Below are 20,479 nucleotides of genomic sequence, written 5' to 3' on the forward strand. Positions count from 1 at the left end.
CTGCGGTTATCTTTAATGGTAACGGCAGATTTTTTTAAGGTGCGATGTGGTATAATCGCCGGCCTCAGTCTCTGTAGTCGCCGCGCTCCGTCACCACTTCGTAGCCGATGGCGCGCATCCTTCTCTCAAGCGATGCCCGCGCTTCGGCGGCCTCGTCGCCTGTGCTTATTTTATTGTCATAAAGCATGTACTTCCTGCGCACGTTGAGCGGAGACAGATTCGGCATTACGACATTGCAGCCCGCGAGCACGCCAAGTTCCCTTCCGTTGTCCTCTATCGTGCCGAGCGCCGTAGTCGCCGGCAGCAGCACCTTGGGGTTCATCAGACGGACGATGGCGAGAAGGAAGAGCGTGAGTTCGGCGGTTCCCGCGCGCTTATCGGCAAACGGAGTTTCGTGGTGGGGGATGAAGGGCCCCATGCCCACCATCTGCGGCGCGAAGCCCTTTATGAACAGCAAGTCCTCCACGACATTATCCAGCGTCTGATAGGGAGAGCCGACCATCGAGCCGCAGCCCACCTGATATCCGATCTCCTTCAGGCTGCGCAGGCATTCGATCCTGTTTGCGAGCGAAAGTTCCGCCGGGTGCAGCTTCGCGTAGTGTTCGGGAGTCGCCGTCTCGTGGCGCAGCAGGTAGCGGTCGGCTCCGGCGTCATAAAGGCGCTGATAGCTCTCCCGCGTTTTTTCGCCGAGAGAGAGCGTTATCGCGCAGTCCGGATACGCGGAGCGAATGGCGCCGATGATGTCCGCCATTATATCGTCTGTGTAGTACATATCCTCTCCGCCCTGAAGCACGAAGGTGCGGAAGCCGAGGCCGTAGCCCGACTCACAGCAGCGCATGATATCCTCCTTCGTCAGGCGGTAGCGCTGAGCCGCGGCGTTGCCGCGGCGAATGCCGCAGTAATAGCAATCGTTCCGGCAATAATTTGTCATTTCGATGAGTCCGCGTACATATATCTTGTTCCCGAAATGCGCGCGCGCGGCGGCGCTTGCCAGCTCGAAGAGCCTTTGGGAAACATCCTCATTGCGGTTCTCTATGAGCCAGCGCAGCTCCTCGCGCGAGGCGTCGTGATTCCGGTAAAGGGATTCTATTATCTCTGCCGCTTTCATAGTATTCACTCCCGTATTGAAAAACATTCTAAATGCTCGCGGCAATTATAGCTTATTTGCGGTAAAAATATGCTAAAATAATCTGTCTGCATTACCTATTTAAATATTAAGGCCGTCTTTCGGGGAAAGAAAGGGTCGCCATGTTTGTAAATGATTCAGCTTTCAGCATAACAAAAGATGTATTGTCGCTGATCAATGATAAACTCATCGACCACGGCATCCGCACCGCCTACATACTTAAATCCATGCTGACCCTGCACGGCGGCCTCGACAGGGAGGAGATGAAAAATATACTCTTCCTCGGCATCTTTCATGACGTCGGCGCGAACAAGACAGAGGAGATCGCCAACCTGCAGAAGTTTGAAACCACAGAGACGCTTCCGCATTCGATATATGGGTATCTGTTTCTCAAATACCTCTCCTGCCTTGGAGAGAACGCCGAGGCGGTCCTCTACCACCATATTGCCTACGCCGAACGGGGAAGCTGCCGCTCCAAATACCTGAACCTCGCCCTCAAACTGCACCTCGCGGACAGAGTCGATATCTGCGCGCTCTGTGACGCCTCCGATCGGAGTGTGGCTGAAAGTGTGGCAAATCTGGCCGGGGAGCAGTTCGACCCGGCGGACATCGAACTGTTCAAAGAGGCCGACGAAAGATTCCACATTATGGATAATATTCGCGGCGGAGGTTATGAGGAGGATATAAAAGGGTGTTACCGCGCGCTTGCCTTCCTTGAGGACGAGCTTATGGACCTTGTACAGACGCTGGTCTTCTCGATAGATTTCCGCAGCGAACAGACTGTGCTGCACACGATACAGACGGCGAACTACGCCGCGATGCTGGGCGAGGTACTGGGGCTCCGCGGGGACGACTGCAAAAAACTTTACTACGCGGGGCTGCTGCACGACATCGGCAAGATAAAGGTACCGGTGGCGATACTCGAGAAACCCGGCGGACTGACGCGCGAGGAGATGACGGAGATGCGCAGGCACGCCATCTACACCAGGCAGATCATCGAGAGTCACGTAGACGGCGAAGTGTTGGAGATCGCCGCGCGTCACCACGAAAAGCTGAACGGCTCCGGCTACCCAGACAAACTTACCGCCGCGGAGCTGACTCTGCCGCAGCGCATCATGGCGGGCGCCGATATTGCCAGTGCTCTCTACAGCCGCCGTTCCTACCGCGAAAAGATGCCGAAATCTGACGTCCTGAAAATCGTGGGCGAAATGGCGGGCAACGGCCAGTTGGACAGTATGGTCGTGTCCGTGATGACGGAAAAATACGACGAAATGATCGAAGCCGGCGCCGCCAGATCGTCAGATATCATCTGCCGCTACGAGGCGCTGAAAGCCGAATACGCGCGGCGTATAGGAACACATGAGGCCGGTTCCGCAAATACCCGCGTCAGTTCAGGATTCTCCTTCAATCGCTCCTGAGCTGGGCCGTCCCTCCGCGATGCTCCGCGGAATTGCATAATTACGCCATAAGATATATGAAAAATTTGCCGGCTGATACTAAACTGGGGCAAACGCGTCAATTTCAATATAAAGCGAGCGCGAAGAGCCTCCATTGCGATATTATATTATGAAGCGCGCGAAAATTTTCTTGCGGGGAGATGTCAGTTATATGCCTCTAACAGTCGAAACCTACTACAACATCGCCGAGAAACGTGACCGTTTGCGGGGCATTTACGACGAATACGGCGAAAATGCCGTTTTTATCGTTCCCGCCGGGCTTGATAAGGACGCGCTGCTGGATCTGATCTGCGGCGGCACGCCATATTTTGGCGAGAGGCCGCTGGTGTGGACCGTGGGCGATCTGTATAAGGAGCTTACGCGCTCTTCCGCTTCACGGCTGCGCGTCATCGACCCGCCAGACCATAATCTGATCCTGCGCTGGCTGCTCGACGGTTTCCTCGCGGAAATGGGGGAACTTGGCGTGAAGCTTGCACCGGGCGTTTACCATAAGGGCTTTGTTTCGGTGCTTGGCGATAATATCAAGGACCTGCTCGCGGAGGAGGTCTCAAGCGGCAAGCTTTCGGCGGCGCTGTTTGAAGAGGGGGAAGCTGACCCGGCGCTGCCGGAGTCTATCCTCATCTCTCTCTACGAAAGATATACGGATTACCTCGAAGAGTACGGCCTCGCCGACGCGGCGCAGCTGCCTACGCTGGCGCGGAAGGCGATTGATTCGGCGCGCGCGCTCGATTTCATTAAAGATAAGAAGATCGTCCTCGCCGGTTTTCTCTCCTTTACCGGCGCGCAGCTGAAGCTCGCGCGCGCGCTGTCCGACGCGGCGGAGGTGCTGATGCTTCAGCCGGAGACGGGGCTTGACGATTTTCACGACGGCATCAAACAGCTGGAAACGGAGTATAAGGAACGCCCCGAATGGGACATTCCCGTCGTCAGGCTGGAGGCGAGCAACGCGCACCTGGAGCTTGAGATGCTGGCGCGCGACGTCGCGCTGTGGATAAACGGAGAGGGCGGCTTGACCGCCCTCGGAGCTTTGGACGATTACGGCGACGTGGGGCTTCTGACGCTCCCCGATAGGCTGCCGGTGATGGAATACGCGCTTTCGCGCTACAAGATACCTTATAACGTCCGGGTGCGTGGCACGGTGCGCGAAACGCCGGCCGGCGAGCTGCCGGCGATGATCTGGCGCGCGTGGAGCTCGAACTGGGACTATTACAATACTTCGATCCTGCTTGCCGATCCGCTGCTCTTTGACTGCGGGGAGGAAGGCGCGGAGCTCTATAAGGCCGATTCTTTCCCCGAAGGGTATGAGGCGTGGCGCAGAGCCCTCGCGCCGCGCGCGAGGGGGCGGTTTGCCGACCTTCGGGAGCTGTGCCGCTCCTTTGAAAGGGGCGGAACTCCGGTTGAGATCCTCGCGTTCTGGCGCGATTTTCTGAAAAAGGCCGGCGTCGTGGAACGGGCGGCGCGCACCGCCGGCGGGGAAGCCTCGCTTGACGAGATGGTGAGGAATATTTCGCACGCGCTCTTTGAGCTGGAAAAGAAGATCAAAATCCTCAGCGACGACGCCAAGCACATCGGCCCAGCCTCGGGGGCGGCTCTGCGAGGCGCGGAGGCCGTGGCTTTCGTCAGCGACTGGGGGGAGACGGCCACGCTGCCGATACAGCTCCCTCAGAGCCATTCTTTGACTCTCTACGCGGGGATGCCGCCGATCCTCACCTCGCACCGTTTCTGGCTGATGACCGACATAGACTACAACAGCTGGCCCGGTATGCTGCGCGAGTCGCTGCTGCTGCGCAACGAGAATAAGGTCAAGTTCAACGCCGGTTCCGGCGAGGGCGGGGAACGTCCCCACCTGCCGGAGCTGCGCGAGGAGCGCGAGCAGAAGGAGGCGGTGTTCCGCCGTCTGCTCGCGACGGGCAGGGACGGAGTGGTGATCGCGCGTTCCCTGACTGACAGCAGTAAAGACCCGGTGGGGGAGTCGCAGTTCGTTACCTCCATCTTTGCCGAAAAAGAGGCGAGAAGGTGTTGGCGCAGCGTGGGAGAGCTCCGCTATCCGCTGGAGGAAAGCCTTCCTGACGGCGGCGAGCCTTGGTTCCCCAGCGCGGAAGTCATCTGTACCCCGGTCAGCTCCGGGAAGCAGCACAAGATACCGGAAGGGCGCGGAGAGGCGGCTGAGAAGCCGGTCGTCCGCATCAGCGATATCGATACGTGGCTTGCCTGCCCCTATCTTTACTGGTGCCGGCGCAGCCTCAGATTTGACAAACCGCGGAGCGAGCTTTACGACCCGAGAACCGCCGGCACGCTCACTCACTATGTATGGGAAGAGTCTCTGCGCGCGAAATCCGCCGAGCCGCAGCTATCGATCCAACGATATGTGATGGAAAACTGGTGGCGTTTCAAAGACGAGCGCTACCCGGCGCTTGACGCCGATCCCCGCCTCGCGCGTCATGAAAAAAGGCTCATGCGGCAGATATTCGAGATGGCGGCCATGCAGGACGACATCGAGGCGCGTATCCCCCCCGAAGCGCGGCTTTCGCTGGTCACGGAAAATTCGCTTGACGTCTTTGAGGTGGACGGCGTCGTTTTCAGCGGGCAGGCGGACAGGATAGACCGCTACCGGGACGGATGCGTCGTTATCGACTATAAGCTCGGCAGGAGCGAGAATCACGATAAGGAACTGCAGGTGCCGGCCTATGGCGCGATCTTGAGAGCCGCGGGAGAGGATGTCGGCGGCGTGGCGTGGTTTGGCCATGCCGACTGCTCAGTGAGCGGTTATTTCTGTGATCCCTATTTTGGCATTTACGGGACGGCGGCGACAAAAAGGAGCAAAACGACTCTCGGCGAAAAGCTGGACGAGGCGCTGGAGGCAATGGCCGCAATGGCGGCCTCTGTCAAAAACGGGATATACAGACCAAAATATGACGTTAAAGACCCAAAGTGTATAAACTGCGCCTTTTACGTGCTCTGCCGTAAGCGCGAGAATCAGGGATACTCTGCCGTCGAGGACGAGGAGGATGGAAGCGATGAATGAAGCCCCGCGGTGGCATTCGCTTGTCAACGGAACGGAGGCGCAGGTCGAGGCGCTCACGAGCGGCAAGCCTCTCACGGTGGTCAGCGCCGGAGCCGGTACGGGAAAGACCCAGACGCTGGCCCAGCGCTTCGCCTGGCTACTGGCCTCGGACCCGGATTGCGGCGTCGACCAGATACTGGTGCTTACTTTTACGAAAAAGGCGGCGCGCGAGATGCGCGAACGGATCAGGGACACGCTCGCCGCTTGGTATAAACAATGCCCGCAGGAATTGGCGCACCTGAAGGGCAGGATCGATAATATCGAAGAGGCTTATATTTCAACGATACACTCATTCTCCATGAAGCTGATACGCGAGTCGGGGCTTGTGCTTGACATCGACCCCACAGCTTCGATCATGCCCGCGCCCAAGGCCGACATCTGGTGGCGCGAATTCGAGTCGATGCTCTCTTCCGCTTCCAGAGGGCGCATCATGGCGGCGCTGCCCCCCCTCTGGCGGCGGCGCGCGGAGGAACTCATGCTTGAGCCCCTGTTTATGGATACGCTCAATAATTTCGGCCCGAAGGAGCTCGCGGAAGCGGTGAGGAGCTGCGCCGAGAAGCTATACTGCGCGGGCCAGAGCGCCGATACGCTCTGGTGTGACAACGGCGCGGCGCTGCTGGCCTCGGTGGACTCGCTGAGGGACCTTAAAAAGGATATCTATACGCTGTGGACGCGCGACGTCATTCCCGCCGTGCTTTCGTCCCCGGACTTTACCGACTTGAAGAAAAAGCCCACAAAGAGCAGGGAACGCCTTGAACCATTTATCGGAAGATGGCGTGAGCGCGGCGCGGAGGACGCGGAGGTGTATGAAGAATTTGTCAGAGACCTCTTTGAAAACGTGCTTTCGCCGATACCGGGCGGAAAAATAAAAGAGGCTATCAACGAGGCGCTGGGCGTGAACGTGACGGAATGGCGGAACGAGAAGATCGAGCTGATGGCGCTTTCGCTCCCGCCGACAGAGGAAGAGGAAAAAATCAATTCGCTGCTGCGCCGTATCTGCGCCGTCGGCTGGGCCTGTTGGGACGAATTCCGGCGCAGGGAAAACACGCTCTCTCTCGCCGACCTCATCTATCACGCCTCGGCGGTGCTGCGCTCCTCGGCGGAATATAAGCGTAAATTCAAACATATCATGGTAGACGAATTCCAGGATACCGACCCGCTGCAAAACACGCTCATAGAATCGCTGTGGGCGCCGCCGGGCGAGGAGGGGGATTTTCACAACACGCTCTTCGTGGTAGGCGACCAGAAACAGTCCATCTACCGTTTCCGCCATGCGGACCTTACCCTCTTCCGCGATTACATAGAGCGCTGCCGCGGCGGCGCGGAGGAATACTGCAAATATATATCACTCGACCGGAACTTCCGCACCGACGGCGGGCTGCTGGAAAGGTTCAACGACGTCTTCGGCGCTCTCTGGGGCGCCGGCGATTCTTCTATTCTATACGAGGCGCTGCTGCCGCCGGACGGCGAAGAGGCGGCGCGGCGCGGCACGGCGGCGCAAAAACCTCAGTTTGAACTGCTGCGCGCCGTCGCCCCGTACGGGGAAAACGGCGGCGGCGCCAAGGAAGCGGAACTGCGCCTGCGTCTTTACGGTAAATTAGGGTGCAAGATAGCGCGCATGGTAGAGGAGAAAACCCCAGTATGGGACAAGGGCAAAAAAGATTACCGCCCAGCCTCCTGGGGAGACTTCGCGGTGCTCGTGCCGGCGCGCGGCGAATACGCGGCCATCGAGAAAGCCTTTGACCGCCTCGGCCTGCCCTATATCCTTTCGACAAATAAAAGCTACTTCGCGCGCGGGGAGACCGGAGACATGATAAATCTCGTCTCGCTGCTGGCGGAGCCGGAAAACGCACTGTACCTCGGCGGCTGGCTCGCCTCGCCCTTCAGCGGTGTTCCCCAGGAAGAGACGGAATGGCTGCTGGCGGCCGCGCTCTCCCGCGGCGGCGGCCAATTGCCTCTGGCACAGGTCGTGCGCGGCGAACGTCCGCAGTTATGGACGCGGCTGGACGCGCTTCGCCGCAGGGCGCTGCTGGCCGGTGCCTCCTCCGTGATACTCGAAGTGCTGAAAGAGCCCTATTTCCTTGAAAATTACAGCGGCCTGCGCCGGCGGCGCGTCAACGCCAATATCATACATCTCGCCCAGCTTGCCGAGGAATATGAAAAATCGCAGGGCAAATCTTTAAAGGGATGCGCCGAATACCTGCTCTCCGAGGCCGCGTCGCAGGGGGCTAAGGAAGAGCCGGATTACGCCGACGAAGACACTGACGCCATTCGCGTAATGACGATCCACGCCTCGAAGGGGCTGGAATTTCCCGTCGTCGCCCTTAAATACGCTGATAAAAACAAGACGGAGGGCGGCAAGATCCTAGTCTCAAAAAAATATGGCATCACGGCGAAGGATATCCCCGCCTTTATCCTCGACGGCGGCACATCAGGCGGAAAAACCGTCGCCGCCGGCTGGGAGCTAAGAGAAGAAAAGGCGGCCGAGGCCGAAGAACGCGAGCGCCTGTGGTACGTTGGATTCACGCGCGCGAAAGACAAGCTCATAGTCTGCTCCACATATAAGGAGCCTAAAGACCCAAAAACGGAAAGAACGACCTTCCTAAGCCGCATAATCAAAGAAGGGACCTTTGAAAACGCCATCAACGTGACGGAGGACGCGGAGCCTGCCGCTAAATACGCAGGGTACCGCGGCAAAAGCCCCGCGCGCGAACTTGAGCTTAAAACCGTCAGCCCCGCAAAGCTGGCCCGTATCTCGGCTTCGGCCTACGCGCTTATCTCGTGGTGTCCGGCCTCCTACCGTACCGTATACCGCCAGGGCAGGACTCTGAGATGGACGGTAAAGGGCGGAGAGGGCGGCGGTTCCGATTTCGGCTCTTTGACGCACTGGCTCCTGGCGCGTTGGGATTTTCGCGCCGAGAGCCTGCCCCGCTGGCTGCCATTCAATCGTGGGGGAGAGCTGTACGAATCGCTGATGAGCCGCGTGCCGGTCGAGCTCAGAGAAGAATTCGCCTCCAACGCCAAACGCCGCGAGATACGCGAACTTCTGCTCGAATATGCGAAAAGCGGGGAATGTTCCCGTTTCGCGGAACTTGCGTCTGATGAGGGCGCGGCCCGGCTCTTTCGTGAGACGCCCTTCCGCGTGCCAGACCGGGGAACCGTCCTTATCGGCGCGACGGACCTTTTCTGGCGCGACGCCTCCGGGCTCCACCTGCGCGACTGGAAAAGCTCGCCCGAGGAATACGCTCCCTCTTACTACTACGAGCGTCAGCTTGAGTTCTATGCCTACGCCCTGCACAAATTCTTTGAACCGCGCGGCGGCGCCGTTCCCATCGACTCCGCCGTCATATACCTGCGCTCACCGGAGGAAGGCAGAGCTGTGCGTATATATCGTCCCGACGATATCGCGGCGGTCGGCGACTCGATAGAGGCGGCGGCTGTCGCCGCGCTCTCCGGAACGTTTAACGGCAGAGAGGATAGGTGCGCGGTCTGCCCATGGCGCGGCGAGTGCGCGGGGCGATAGGTATTTTTATCATCTTTGTGCAGCGACACAAAAATTAAGAAACTCACAGATTGCTGTAAACAAGGAGGCCGGCAAGTTCAGCCCGGCCTCTTTTTTCTGACCTGTTTTCTGCGGAATAGAGATAGCCGTTGACTTGTAAAAAGTATTCGGATAATAAAAGTCGAAATTTCGTCAGCTTTTATAAAAAATGTAAGGCACGTTCCGTTATTAGGCGTATAAAATAGCGTCCTTGTTGAACTTTAACAGTTGTTTATCTTTACATACTCTTTTCAGTAAAAAGGCTCTTAAAAATAATAAAAATCCGGTCTAAGGAAAGTTTAGGGATATTTTATAGTAATGTGTGAAAATTGACGCAATTTAGAGATGCGGTTAAAATCATACGGTGTAATATGGGTGACCCTATGATTATGGAGGGGAGGTGATCTTATTGGCAGAGAATTTGGCACAGGAGATCAGAGATCAGGAGGCTCTTGCGAAGAGTATTGTTTCAAACGCCAAAAGCGAGGCGGCGAAGATGGTCGCCGCGGCTCAAGCGGACGCGGAACAGTCTGTCAAAAGCACAAAACAGCAGTGCCACAGACAATGGCGGGAACGAGTCGCCGCCGCGGAGCAAGAGGCTGAGGCCAAAGCACGGAAAATAACCGCGAACGGCGAGGCCGAAGCCAAAGTATTCTACGAGAAGAAGAAAAACGAAACAGACGAAGTTGCAAATTGGCTGGTTAGAGAGGTGATGTCGGCTTATGGCTCTCGCCGAGATGTGTAAAGCGCGCATAGCTGTTCATAGGGCTGTCGCGGACGAACTGGCGGCAAAGCTGCAGGCGCTCGGCTGCTGCGAATTTGTAAGCAAAGAGGGCGAAGCCGGGCACAGCGAGGCGATGTTCAGGATCCGCGAGAAGCGGCGCCGCGTCGACGAGCTTATCGGCGACGCTAAATTCCTTCAGCGCCTGCTGGAACCCTACGAGGTGAAAAAAGAGAGCTCACTGGCAAAGATGCTCGGGGAGGTCCCGACATTCACCTTTGATCAGCTTGCCGCGCAGGTCAACGAAAAGAAATTTACGGAGTTTACCTCTTCGATGAGGGATATCGAGCGTCGTCTTACCGAGACCAGAGCCGATATATCGCGTCTGAAGGGGCTGCTTTCCCAGATAACGCTGCTTGAAAGCGTCGAATACCCGCTTGAATTCTTCACCACGGGCACCGATTTGGTCGCGGGCGCCATCTATTCGGCTCCGAAGGCTGCGGCGCAGGCCATGGCCGAGCGTATTGTGAAAGAGCTCGGAGATATGGTCGAAATGCAGCGGCTTGCGGGGAGCGAAAAGGACCCGAACGAGACTTTCGCTGTGCTCTGCCGTAAGAGCGAATTGGAACGTCTGCAGGATACGGCCGCCGGATTCGGCGCCGCCCGCATCGATGTGCCCAAGGACTTCGCGCTGACGGCGGCCGCGGAAAAAGAGACTCTCTCTTCGGAGATATCCGGCCTTGAGAAGAAGGAAGAGGAGCTTATCGGGGAGCTTTCAAGCTCCGCCGACGAAGGGCTCCGCATGGCGCGCAACTACGGCGACTACTGGACGATCCTCCACAACCGGCTTGAGGCCATGGAGACCGGAGAACCGACGGAAGAGGTGCTCATATGGGAGTTCTGGACGCCTAAGTCGTTTATGAAAAAGGTCGAGTATACGGTGGACGCATATTCCGCCTATACGGAGCTTGCCGCCGTCGAACCGGATGAGGGCGAGGAGCCGCCGACGCTGCTGAAAAACGCGCCGTGGGCCTCCTGCATCGAGCCGCTTACGATAATGTACGGCACGCCGACCTACGGCAAGGTGGACCCCACCTCGCTGATGGCTCCCTTTTTCTTCGTGTTCCTCGGCATGTGCTTCGGCGACGGCGGCTACGGCCTCGTTGTTGCCGGTATACTCGGTTATTTCCTCGTCAAGCACCGCCTGTCGCCGACGCTTCGCAAGTTCTTCGTGATGATGACGGTCGGCATGGGGATGTCCGTCGTCATGGGAGCGCTCACCGGCTCCTGGTTCGGCGACGCCGTCACGGCGTTTCCCTTCCTCGGCTCGCTCGTTCCGCTGGTGCAGAGCGTGCAGGTGCTCGATCCGATGCGGGACCCGATGACGCTGCTCATGATATCGCTCGCGCTGGGGTTCATTCAGGTACTGTTCGGCCTTGCGATAGCTTTCAGTGAGAACTGGAAGTCCGGAGATAAACTGGCTGCCGTTTCAGACCAGGGCGGCTGGATCATCTTCCTCTGCGGCCTCGTGCTCTACGGCTGTGCCGTTTCCGGCTCGCTTGCTCCCGTATGGCTCCTGCCAGGAAAGATCGCCGCGATCGGCGGCGCGCTTCTGCTCGTGCTCACGCAGGGCCGTGAGAAGAAGGGGCTGGCATCCAAGCTTTTCTCAGGCGTCCTGAGCCTCTACAACGTCACCGGTTTTCTCGGCGACGTGCTGAGCTACAGCCGTCTGCTCGCGCTCGGCCTCGGCTCCGCGGCTGTCGGGATGGTCATCAACCTTCTGGCCGGGCTCGTCGCCGGCGTACCGTACGTGGGAATAGTGCTCGCGGTGCTGATTTTCGTAGTCGGACACACATTCAGCATCGTGGTAAACCTTCTCGGAGCTTTTATACACTCGCTGAGGCTCCAGTACGTTGAGTTCTTTGGCAAGTTCTATAACGCCACGGGAAGAGATTTCACGCCGCTTCGCAACGCGGCTCAATATTCACGGATCCAGGAAGATTCTTCCGTAAACTAAACACAATAAAAAGCTACTAATCTTTCAAGGAGGTAAGGTTCATTATGGAAACAATTCTCGCAACAATGGCTGATCAGCTTGGACAGATGCTCGTTATACTGGGGGCGGCTCTCGCCGTCGGCTTCGCCGGTTCGGGCTCCGCTTGGGGCATCGGCCTCGCAAATGAAGCGGCGGCCGGCATAATGACGGAAGATCCGAAGAAATTCGGATACGCGCTCGTCCTTCTCGCGCTCCCCGGCACGCAGGGCATCTACGGCCTGCTTGTTGCAGTCCTCGCGATGCAGAAATCAGGGCTTCTCGGCGCCGGCGGCGCGGCCATCACCGTATGGCAGGGGCTCGGCATCTGCTTCGCGTGCCTTCCGATCGCGATATCGGGCTTCTATTCCGCCATATGGCAGGGCAAGTCCTCCGCGGCTTCGATCCTCATGATCGCCAAACGTCCCGAGCAGATCGGTAAGGCCGTTATCCTCCCGGCCATGTGCGAAACCTACGCCGTTTTCGGACTCCTTATCAGCATCCTGCTGCTCAACGGGATCAAGCTTTAATAGAGAAGACGTGGACTCATGTCTTTAGCCCAGATTACGGAAAAGATAAAAAACGACGCTCAGAAAGAGGCCGATGAGATCCTCTCAAAGGCTAAGGGACAGGCTGAAGTCATCACCCAAAAGTCAGGACAGGAATGTGATGAAATAAGGGCCGACTTTGACGCCCGTTTTGAAGCTGAGCATCCTGAGATAATAAAGCGCAGGGAGATCGGGGCCAATCTTGACGTTGAAAAGATGAAGCTGCGCGCCAAGAGGGACCTTATCGCGGACGTCTACCGCCAGGCTCTCGTTAAGATGGCCGAGCTCCCGAAGGACGAATATCTCGGATTCTGCGCCCGCCTCCTTGACGAAGCCGTCAGTACGCGCGACGAGAAGGTCCTCGTCGGCCGCGGCGAAAAATACATCGACGGCGAATGGCTGGCCTCCTACAATTGCGAACATGGCTCAACCCTTGAGCTTTCCGAGGAAAAAGCCGATATCGCCGGCGGCTTCATCCTCTTAAGGGGCCGCACCAGCATAGACTGCTCATGGGATATGCTCGTAAAAGTCCTACAGGAAAAACAGGAAGCCGACGTTGTAAAGCGTTTGTTCCCGTCAGAATGATGAAGGAGGTGGTCTGATGTCACGTAAGGAGGCTTATGGTTACGCCGTAGCGCGCATTCGCGCTATGGAGCAGCGCCTTCTTGATGCCGCGGCCTTCGCAAGGCTGCTGGATGCCGAAGACACGGCCTCCGTCCTCAAGATCCTTGGGGAGACATCCTACGCGTCTGTGCTGACATCAGTCTCCGGCGAGAGCGGTTTTGACAAGGTACTTGAAACCGCCCTTCACGATACCTATGAGGAGATCGGCTCCTTTGTTCCAGACAAGGAACTGATAAACCTGCTTCGCCTGCAGTATGACTTCAGCAACGTCAAGGTGATGCTGAAGAGCCTCTTCAACGCCAGGAGCGGCGGCAAAAAGAGATGGGACCTTCTCACCTCTCTGGCCTCCTATCCCGTCGACAGGCTCATTTCAGACGCGGAGGCTGAGGAATATCAGCTTCTGCCCTTCGGCCTCAACACCCTCTATCCAAAATGCATCTCTGTCTGGGAACAGAGCAAAGATGTGCTTGAGACGGAGAGGCTGCTTGACCGCCAGATGTTCGACGTAATGCTGAAAGAGGCTCAGGCGCTGGGTATGCCGGAGATACTTGGCTGGGTACGCACGAGGATCGACGGAGAAAACATCCGCTCGCTGCTGCGGCTCAAAAGGTTCGGCTTCGAGGCCGCGCGCGCGGCTGCCTTCATGCACGAAGGCGGGAAGATCGATCTGAACATCCTTGTTCCGATGATCTCCGAGCCCTTTGAAACATGGGGCAGGATGATCGATTTCACCGATTTTTCGCCGCTGCTTGGCCGGGTCGACAGCGCGGCGGGCTTTGCCGAGATAATAATGGACATCGAGAGGGAGCTCGACGACTTCTACCTCGAGATCGCGGCAAAGAGCAAATACAGCCCCGACGCACCGGGCAATGTGATTGCCTATCTGTGGGCGAAGGAGCTTGAAGTAAAAAATATTCGGATGATCGCTGTCTCAAAGGCCAACAGGCAGGACAAAGATCAGGTAAGGAGGCTCCTGCGCCATGCCTACGTCTAAACAGAGGGCGCCAATGGCCGCCGTCGGCAGCTATGAGAGCATACTGCCCTTCAAGGCTATCGGCCTGGACGTGGTCGTTCTCACGGAGGAGAACAGCGAGGGCATAGCCCCCGTCCTTCATAAATTTTCGCGTTCAGGCTATGCCGTGCTCTTCCTCGAAGAGGAGCTCTTCGTGAAGTACCGGGATACCGTGGATGAGATAAACGAATATACGGACCTTAGCATTATACCCGTGCCAAACCAGAAAGGCTCGCAGGGTATAGGGCTTGAATCGATACGCCGCAACGTCGAACGCGCGGTCGGCATGGATATATTTGGTGAGAAATGATGATAATGATGGAGGCGATGTAATTGACCACACCCAACGCCGTTACCGGGTACATCGAAAAGATATCCGGCCCGCTTGTGATCGCAGGCGGAATGGCCGGCGCCTGCATGTTCGATGTCGTTAAGGTCGGCAAAGCAGGCCTTGTTGGTGAGATAATCGAACTAAAAGACGACAAGGCGTCAGTTCAGGTCTATGAGGAAACATCGGGACTGGCCCCCGGCGAGCCCGTCGTCAGCACCGGCGAGCCGCTCAGCGTCGAGCTGGCCCCCGGACTCATAGAGGAATTCTTCGACGGGATACAGCGTCCCCTCGAAGCGATAGAGGAAAAGGCCGCCAGCCCCTATATTTTACGAGGGATCAGCGTTCCCGCGGTAAGCCGGACCCGCAAGTGGCCCTTTGAGCCCCTGCTTAAAGAGGGCGACGAAGTCGGCCCCGGAGACATTATCGGCTCCGTTAAGGAGACCGTGCTCGTCGATCACCGGATAATGGTCCCGCACCGCGTCAGCGGAAAGATAAAAGAGATCAAAAGCGGCGAGTTCACCGTCGAAGAGACAGTCGCGGTCATCGTGGACGAAAAGGGGAAAGAGCACGAGATCAAGCTGCTCCAGCGCTGGCCCGTCCGCAGCCCGCGTCCCGTCGTCAAGCGCCTGCCGCCTGAGGTCCCGCTCACTACGGGACAGCGCGTCGTCGATACATTCTTCCCGATCGCGCGCGGCGGCACCGCCTGCGTCCCCGGCCCCTTCGGATCGGGGAAGACGGTCATCCAGCACCAGCTCGCGAAGTGGGCCGACGCAGAGATCGTCGTCTACATCGGCTGCGGCGAACGCGGAAACGAGATGACCGACGTCCTTCTCGAATTCCCGGAACTCGAAGACCCGCGCTCGGGACAGCCGCTCATGAAGAGGACGCTGCTCATCGCGAACACCTCGAACATGCCCGTCGCCGCCCGTGAAGCCTCCGTATACACCGGCATCACGATCGCGGAATACTTCCGCGACATGGGCTACTCCGTGGCCCTCATGGCCGACTCCACCTCACGCTGGGCCGAAGCTCTGCGCGAGATGTCGGGACGCCTTGAGGAAATGCCCGGCGAAGAGGGATACCCCGCCTACCTCGGCACGCGCCTCGCCTCCTTCTACGAAAGGGCCGGCCGCGCGATCTGCTTCGGCAAAGACGGCCGCGAGGGCGCGGTCTCAGTCATCGGAGCCGTTTCGCCTCCAGGCGGCGACCTTTCCGAGCCTGTAACGCAGAACACCCTCCGCGTCACGAAGGTCTTCTGGGGCCTCGACGCGCAGCTCGCCTACCAGCGCCACTTCCCGGCGATCAACTGGCTCAACAGCTACTCGCTCTACGCGCAGAAGCTCGGCGAATACTGGGACGGGTTCTACGACGGCGAATGGAGCGTCTACCGCACCGAGGCGATGGCCCTGCTCGAAGACGAAGACAAACTGAAGGAGATCGTCCGCCTCGTCGGCGTCGACGCCCTTTCAAAAGAGGAACGCATGGTGCTTGAGACCTCGAAGTCGATTCGAGAGGACTTCCTTCACCAGAACTCGTTCCATGAGATAGACACCTACGCCTCGATGGACAAACAGTTCAAGATGCTGCGCAACATCCTCACCTTCCATCAGCTGGGAATGCAGGCGCTGAAGCGCGGCGGTTCGCTGCGCTCCGTCATCGACCTTCCGATACGTGACGAGATCGCGCGTATGCGCTACACGGAAGAGGCGGACATCGCGAAACTCGACGAACTTGAGACAAAGATAAAAGCCGAACTCGGCAAACAGCTTGCAATTGGAGGTGAGCACGATGAGGTTGCCTGAGAAGTACAGGACGATATCGAACCTTTCGGGCCCGCTTATGATGGTCAACAAGGTGCATGACGTCAGCTATGACGAGCTTGCGGAGATCACGCTCGGAGACGGCGAACACCGCCGCGGGCGCGTGCTCGAAATAGATCAGGACAGGGCCCTCGTCCAGGTATATGAGGGAAGCAGCGGCATAGACGTCAACTCGACGGAAGTCCGCTTCCTCGGAGACGTCCTCAAGCTCCCGGTCTCCAAAGACATGCTGGGGCGCATCTTCAACGGACGCGGAGACCCCATCGACGGCGGCCCCGGCATAATCCCCGAGACCTACCTTGACGTCAACGGAAACCCGATGAACCCCTTCTCGCGCGACTTCCCCTCGGAGTTCATCCAGACCGGCATATCGACGATAGACGGCATGAACCCGCTGGTACGCGGACAGAAGCTGCCTATCTTCTCCGGAAGCGGCATGCCCCACAACAAGATGGCGGCGCAGATCGCGCGCCAGGCGACGGTCATCAGCGGACACTCGGATTTCGCGGTCGTCTTTGCCGCGATGGGCATCACCTTTGAAGAGGCATCCTTCTTCATGGACGACTTCCGCAAGACCGGCGCTCTCGAACGTACCGTCATGTACGTCAACCTCGCCGACGACCCCGCGATCGAGCGTATCTCCACGCCGCGCCTCGCGCTGACCGCCGCGGAATACCTCGCCTTTGAAAAGGGTATGCACGTCCTCGTCATCCTCACCGACCTTACGAACTACTGCGAAGCTCTGCGAGAGATTTCGGCGGCGCGCAAGGAAGTCCCCGGACGCCGCGGCTATCCCGGATACCTCTACACGGACCTCGCGACCATGTACGAGCGCGCCGGACGTCTGCGCGGCAAAAAGGGCTCCATCACGCAGATACCGATCCTCACGATGCCGGAAGACGACAAGACCCACCCGATCCCCGACCTGACGGGATACATCACGGAGGGACAGATCATCCTCGCGCGTACGCTGCACCGCAAGGGCATCTACCCGCCGGTCGACGTCATGCCATCGCTCTCGCGCCTCAAGGACAAGGGCATCGGCAAGGGCAAGACGCGCGAAGACCACGCCGACCTCATGAACCAGCTCTTCGCCGCCTACTCGCGCGGTAAAGAGGCCAAAGAACTCGCCGTGATCCTCGGCGAAGGCGCGCTCTCCGACGAGGACAAGGCCTTCGCGAAGTTCGCCGACGATTTTGAGGACAAATACGTGCGTCAGGGCGAATATGAGAACCGCACCATCGAAGACACGCTGCTCCTCGGATGGGAGCTGCTGACGATAGTCCCGGTGCGCGAACTCAAGCGCGTAAGAGACGAATACATAGAGAAGTATCTGAAGCCGCTCGTCGCCGCACAAGAGGATCTCGAACAGCTGGCTAAGCCGTAGGAAGGGGTGACCTCTGATGGCAAAGGCGCTTAATGTCAACCCCAATAGAATGGAGCTTTCGCGGCTCAAGAGGCTGCTCGTCGTCGCCAAGAGGGGACACAAACTTCTCAAGGACAAGCAGGACGCCCTTGTAAAGGAATTCCTCGTCCGCGCGCGGGCCGTCTATGAGCTGCGCAAAGAGGTGGAGCGCGAGCTTGGCGACTGCTACGGCGGTTTCCTCATGGCCCGTGCCCAGACGCTGCCGCAGATGCTCGAACAGACGCTGATGGCCGCCGGCGGCGACCTTAGAGTCGAGGTCGAATACAAAAATGTGATGAGCGTGCGCGTCCCCGAATACGAACTTCCCGAGCAGCACGCGGAGCTCAATTACGGCCTCGCGACCTCGCCGGGCAGCCTCGACGTCGCCCTTGAAAAGTTCCTCAAAGTCATGCCGAAACTCGTCCACCTCGCGGCGGAGGAGAAGGCGGTGCGCGCGATGGCCCTCGAGATCGAAAGGACGCGCCGCAGGGTCAACGCCCTGGAGCACGTCATGATCCCCTCCTACACCGAGGCGATCCGTTCCATCTCCATGAAGCTCGAAGAGATGGAGCGTTCGACGCTGAGCAGGCTGATGGTAATCAAGGAGATCGTCAGAAACCACTGACGCTCACACAGTCAAAAGATAAAAGGCGGTGCGTCCTTCGGGCGCACTGTTTTTTATATTGAGGCTATAATTAAGAGACAGTTGAATCGAAAGCGGGGATGGATAAATGGAATATATCGATTTTGGCAGGACCGGCATGAGGGTGTCGCGCTTCGGCCTCGGCTGCATGAGGCTGCCCGCCGACGAGGCGGAGGCCGTAAACATCGTTCGCCGCGCGATCGACGGCGGCGTGAACTACCTTGACACGGCCTACGTCTATCCGGGCAGCGAAGAGCTGGTCGGCAAAGCGCTGGCTGGCGGCTACCGCGACAGGACTTACCTTGTGACGAAATGCCCAGTGATCAATGTGGAGAAATACGAGGACATGGAAAAATTCCTCGACGAGGAGCTGCTGCGTCTCAAGACCGATTATGTTGACGTCTACATGCTGCACAACCTCAGCCCAGGCGTCTGGGGCAAGGTCAAAAAGCTGGAGGGGTTTAAGTTCCTTGAAGAGATGCAGAAAAAGGGCAAAATACTTCACAAAGGTTTTTCCATCCATAATACCTTTGAGGCGTTCAAAGAGGTCATAGACCTGTATAACTGGGACATGGCGCAGATACAGCTCAACATTCTTGACGAAAAACCCCAGGCAGGCGGCGTCGAAGGGTTGAGGTACGCGGCCTCGCGCGGGCTGCCGGTGACGATCATGGAGCCGCTGCGCGGCGGTTCGCTCGTCTCCGACCTCTCGCCGGAGGGCAAACGGCTGATAGAAAACTTTCCGGTAAGGCGCTCACTGGCGGAGTGGGCTTTCCGCTGGCTCTATGACAAGCCGGAGGTCTCCGTCATCCTCAGCGGCGTTTCTTCAATGGAACAGCTCAATGACAACCTGCGTATCTTTGAGAATTCCGCCCTCGGTGTGATGACCGGGGATGAGGAAGAATTGATAGAAAAACTTCGTGCGACGTTTGAAACGCAGAAACATATTGGATGTACGGACTGCAAGTATTGTATGCCCTGCCCGAAGACGGTGCTGATACCGAGCGCTTTTTCCTATTACAACAAGTATATGCTGACTAAAGACGAGTCGCTTAAAAAGGCCTACCGCGAGGGACAGAGAAAGGCCGATAAATGCGTCTCCTGCCATATATGCGAATCACACTGTCCGCAGGGTCTGAAGATAGCGGAGCTGCTAAAGGAGGTTCACCGCGTTCTGATGTAAAAAACACGCTCTAGCCGTACATTCTTGCAGGATCATGCTCCGAAACTTCTTGCTGTTATGTGCGTGTTTGGAGTGATATGTATTAATCGATCAGTCCTTCAGCGCCGTGATCGGTATCACAAACACGCCGTCCGTGCGCCGGTAGGCGGCGTTTGCCATGCCGCAGAGGACGCAAAGAACGGCGGGCGCCATGCCGTTAGTGTCAGCGGCAATCTGTTTTTGAATCCCTATCAGGTTAGCGGCCGCGGCATCGATTTGGTTGGCGCCTAATTTGATCTCAAAGGCGCACCAGCGTCCGTCCGGCAGCTCGATAACTGCGTCGATCTCCTGGTTTCTATAATCCTGATAGTGGTACAAATTAGCTCCGAAGGATTCTGCGTAAATGCGCAGGTCCCGCTCACAATGGGCCTCGAATAAAAATCCAAGCGTTTCCAGGTCGTTCAACAAACTGACGGATGTTGCCTTTAGCAGAGCGCAGGCCAGCGAGGGGTCGGAAAAATGCCGTTTTTCCGCCTGCTTGATGCGAATGGATGAACGGATGCCGGTGGAAAACGGCGGCTGATTGTCCGTGATGAACAGCCGCCTGAAAATATCCAGATAGGCCGAGACAGTGTTTGAGTTAATTTCCTCGTCGTCCACAGACTTGATGTCCTTCTTCAGCGTTTTATTGGTGACAGTGGTGCTCTCATTTCTGGCCAGCGAGCGAAGCAGCAAGCGCATTTTGGACGTGTCGCGCTTGATGCCGTCGATGCGGTACACGTCGTCGTCAATGACGGCATTCAAGTATTCCGTGGGCAGCAGTGCCGCTTGCTTCTGAGACAACCCCAGACTGCCTGGCCAACCGCCGCGGATAATTAACTCAATGAGCTTTTTAAGATCTGCCTCGCCGGTCATGGCCGGTGTCAGTTAGCCGTCGCACAGTTTTGCCAGCGAAACCTTTCCGCTGGATTCACCTGATTCTATGATATAATT

General features: G+C 57.7%; 15 protein-coding genes. 13 read left to right on the forward strand and 2 right to left on the reverse strand.

Translation table 11 applies throughout. The features are described from left to right. Positions 1–64 precede the first annotated feature (64 nt). Complete coding sequence (hydE, locus tag CLOEV_RS06795; RefSeq protein WP_008711519.1) at positions 65–1,108, reverse strand: [FeFe] hydrogenase H-cluster radical SAM maturase HydE; 1,044 nt, start codon at positions 1,106–1,108, stop codon at positions 65–67. Between the two features lie 140 nt (positions 1,109–1,248). On the opposite strand from hydE, the gene CLOEV_RS06800 reads away from it, so the two are divergent. From CLOEV_RS06800 to CLOEV_RS06860, 13 genes are all read left to right on the forward strand, one after another. After that, on the forward strand, positions 1,249–2,544 hold the full coding sequence (locus CLOEV_RS06800) for an HD domain-containing phosphohydrolase (RefSeq protein ID WP_051484937.1): 1,296 nt from the start codon (positions 1,249–1,251) through the stop codon (positions 2,542–2,544). A gap of 190 nt (positions 2,545–2,734) precedes the next feature. Further along, complete coding sequence (locus CLOEV_RS06805; protein ID WP_034442686.1) at positions 2,735–5,608, forward strand: PD-(D/E)XK nuclease family protein; 2,874 nt, start codon at positions 2,735–2,737, stop codon at positions 5,606–5,608. Then, the gene (locus tag CLOEV_RS06810; RefSeq protein WP_034442688.1) at positions 5,601–9,170 is read left to right on the forward strand and encodes a UvrD-helicase domain-containing protein; all 3,570 of its coding nucleotides are present in this window, start codon (positions 5,601–5,603) and stop codon (positions 9,168–9,170) included. Before CLOEV_RS06805 ends, CLOEV_RS06810 begins: the two co-directional genes overlap by 8 nt. A gap of 427 nt (positions 9,171–9,597) precedes the next feature. Next, on the forward strand, positions 9,598–9,933 hold the full coding sequence (locus tag CLOEV_RS06815) for a hypothetical protein (RefSeq protein WP_008711530.1): 336 nt from the start codon (positions 9,598–9,600) through the stop codon (positions 9,931–9,933). Then, a complete protein-coding gene (locus tag CLOEV_RS06820; protein WP_034442691.1) occupies positions 9,911–11,926 on the forward strand; it encodes a V-type ATP synthase subunit I in 2,016 nt (671 codons plus the stop codon). The genes CLOEV_RS06815 and CLOEV_RS06820 overlap by 23 nt, the downstream gene beginning before the upstream one ends. 44 nt (positions 11,927–11,970) lie before the next feature. Next, the gene (locus CLOEV_RS06825; RefSeq protein WP_008711534.1) at positions 11,971–12,471 is read left to right on the forward strand and encodes a V-type ATP synthase subunit K; all 501 of its coding nucleotides are present in this window, start codon (positions 11,971–11,973) and stop codon (positions 12,469–12,471) included. Between the two features lie 18 nt (positions 12,472–12,489). Beyond that, positions 12,490–13,074, forward strand: a complete 585-nt coding sequence (locus CLOEV_RS06830) for a V-type ATP synthase subunit E (RefSeq protein ID WP_008711535.1) — start codon at positions 12,490–12,492, stop codon at positions 13,072–13,074. Between the two features lie 16 nt (positions 13,075–13,090). Continuing rightward, positions 13,091–14,107 carry a V-type ATPase subunit gene (locus CLOEV_RS06835; protein WP_034442694.1) on the forward strand — a complete coding sequence of 339 codons (1,017 nt, stop codon included), beginning with the start codon at positions 13,091–13,093 and terminating at the stop codon, positions 14,105–14,107. Then, positions 14,094–14,435: a V-type ATP synthase subunit F gene (locus CLOEV_RS06840; protein WP_008711539.1), complete on the forward strand. Its 342-nt coding sequence runs from the start codon at positions 14,094–14,096 to the stop codon at positions 14,433–14,435. Before CLOEV_RS06835 ends, CLOEV_RS06840 begins: the two co-directional genes overlap by 14 nt. A gap of 23 nt (positions 14,436–14,458) precedes the next feature. After that, on the forward strand, positions 14,459–16,258 hold the full coding sequence (locus CLOEV_RS06845) for a V-type ATP synthase subunit A (RefSeq protein WP_034442697.1): 1,800 nt from the start codon (positions 14,459–14,461) through the stop codon (positions 16,256–16,258). After that, positions 16,245–17,663, forward strand: a complete 1,419-nt coding sequence (locus tag CLOEV_RS06850; RefSeq protein ID WP_008711544.1) for a V-type ATP synthase subunit B — start codon at positions 16,245–16,247, stop codon at positions 17,661–17,663. The genes CLOEV_RS06845 and CLOEV_RS06850 overlap by 14 nt, the downstream gene beginning before the upstream one ends. Positions 17,664–17,679: 16 nt before the next feature. Next, positions 17,680–18,306, forward strand: coding sequence for a V-type ATP synthase subunit D (locus tag CLOEV_RS06855; protein WP_008711546.1), 627 nt, complete (start codon positions 17,680–17,682; stop codon positions 18,304–18,306). A gap of 106 nt (positions 18,307–18,412) precedes the next feature. After that, positions 18,413–19,507, forward strand: a complete 1,095-nt coding sequence (locus CLOEV_RS06860) for an aldo/keto reductase (RefSeq protein ID WP_034442700.1) — start codon at positions 18,413–18,415, stop codon at positions 19,505–19,507. A 90-nt stretch (positions 19,508–19,597) separates the two neighbouring features. On the opposite strand, the gene CLOEV_RS06865 is transcribed toward CLOEV_RS06860, so the two are convergent. Then, positions 19,598–20,401: an ATP-binding protein gene (locus CLOEV_RS06865; protein WP_051484939.1), complete on the reverse strand. Its 804-nt coding sequence runs from the start codon at positions 20,399–20,401 to the stop codon at positions 19,598–19,600. Positions 20,402–20,479: the final 78 nt, after the last annotated feature.

This window comes from Cloacibacillus evryensis DSM 19522, from assembly GCF_000585335.1.
Lineage (GTDB): Bacteria > Synergistota > Synergistia > Synergistales > Synergistaceae > Cloacibacillus > Cloacibacillus evryensis.

Bases quoted from the DNA above. Each gene is read 5' to 3' on its own strand.
- CLOEV_RS06830 (WP_008711535.1), top strand. From the start codon at position 12,490: ATGTCTTTAGCCCAGATTACGGAAAAGATAAAAAACGACGCTCAGAAA.
- CLOEV_RS06855 (WP_008711546.1), top strand. From the start codon at position 17,680: ATGGCAAAGGCGCTTAATGTCAACCCCAATAGAATGGAGCTTTCGCGG.
- CLOEV_RS06805 (WP_034442686.1), top strand. From the start codon at position 2,735: ATGCCTCTAACAGTCGAAACCTACTACAACATCGCCGAGAAACGTGAC.
- CLOEV_RS06860 (WP_034442700.1), top strand. From the start codon at position 18,413: ATGGAATATATCGATTTTGGCAGGACCGGCATGAGGGTGTCGCGCTTC.
- hydE (WP_008711519.1), bottom strand. From the start codon at position 1,108: ATGAAAGCGGCAGAGATAATAGAATCCCTTTACCGGAATCACGACGCC.
- CLOEV_RS06825 (WP_008711534.1), top strand. From the start codon at position 11,971: ATGGAAACAATTCTCGCAACAATGGCTGATCAGCTTGGACAGATGCTC.
- CLOEV_RS06840 (WP_008711539.1), top strand. From the start codon at position 14,094: ATGCCTACGTCTAAACAGAGGGCGCCAATGGCCGCCGTCGGCAGCTAT.
- CLOEV_RS06850 (WP_008711544.1), top strand. From the start codon at position 16,245: ATGAGGTTGCCTGAGAAGTACAGGACGATATCGAACCTTTCGGGCCCG.
- CLOEV_RS06820 (WP_034442691.1), top strand. From the start codon at position 9,911: ATGGCTCTCGCCGAGATGTGTAAAGCGCGCATAGCTGTTCATAGGGCT.
- CLOEV_RS06800 (WP_051484937.1), top strand. From the start codon at position 1,249: ATGTTTGTAAATGATTCAGCTTTCAGCATAACAAAAGATGTATTGTCG.
- CLOEV_RS06835 (WP_034442694.1), top strand. From the start codon at position 13,091: ATGTCACGTAAGGAGGCTTATGGTTACGCCGTAGCGCGCATTCGCGCT.
- CLOEV_RS06865 (WP_051484939.1), bottom strand. From the start codon at position 20,401: ATGACCGGCGAGGCAGATCTTAAAAAGCTCATTGAGTTAATTATCCGC.
- CLOEV_RS06810 (WP_034442688.1), top strand. From the start codon at position 5,601: ATGAATGAAGCCCCGCGGTGGCATTCGCTTGTCAACGGAACGGAGGCG.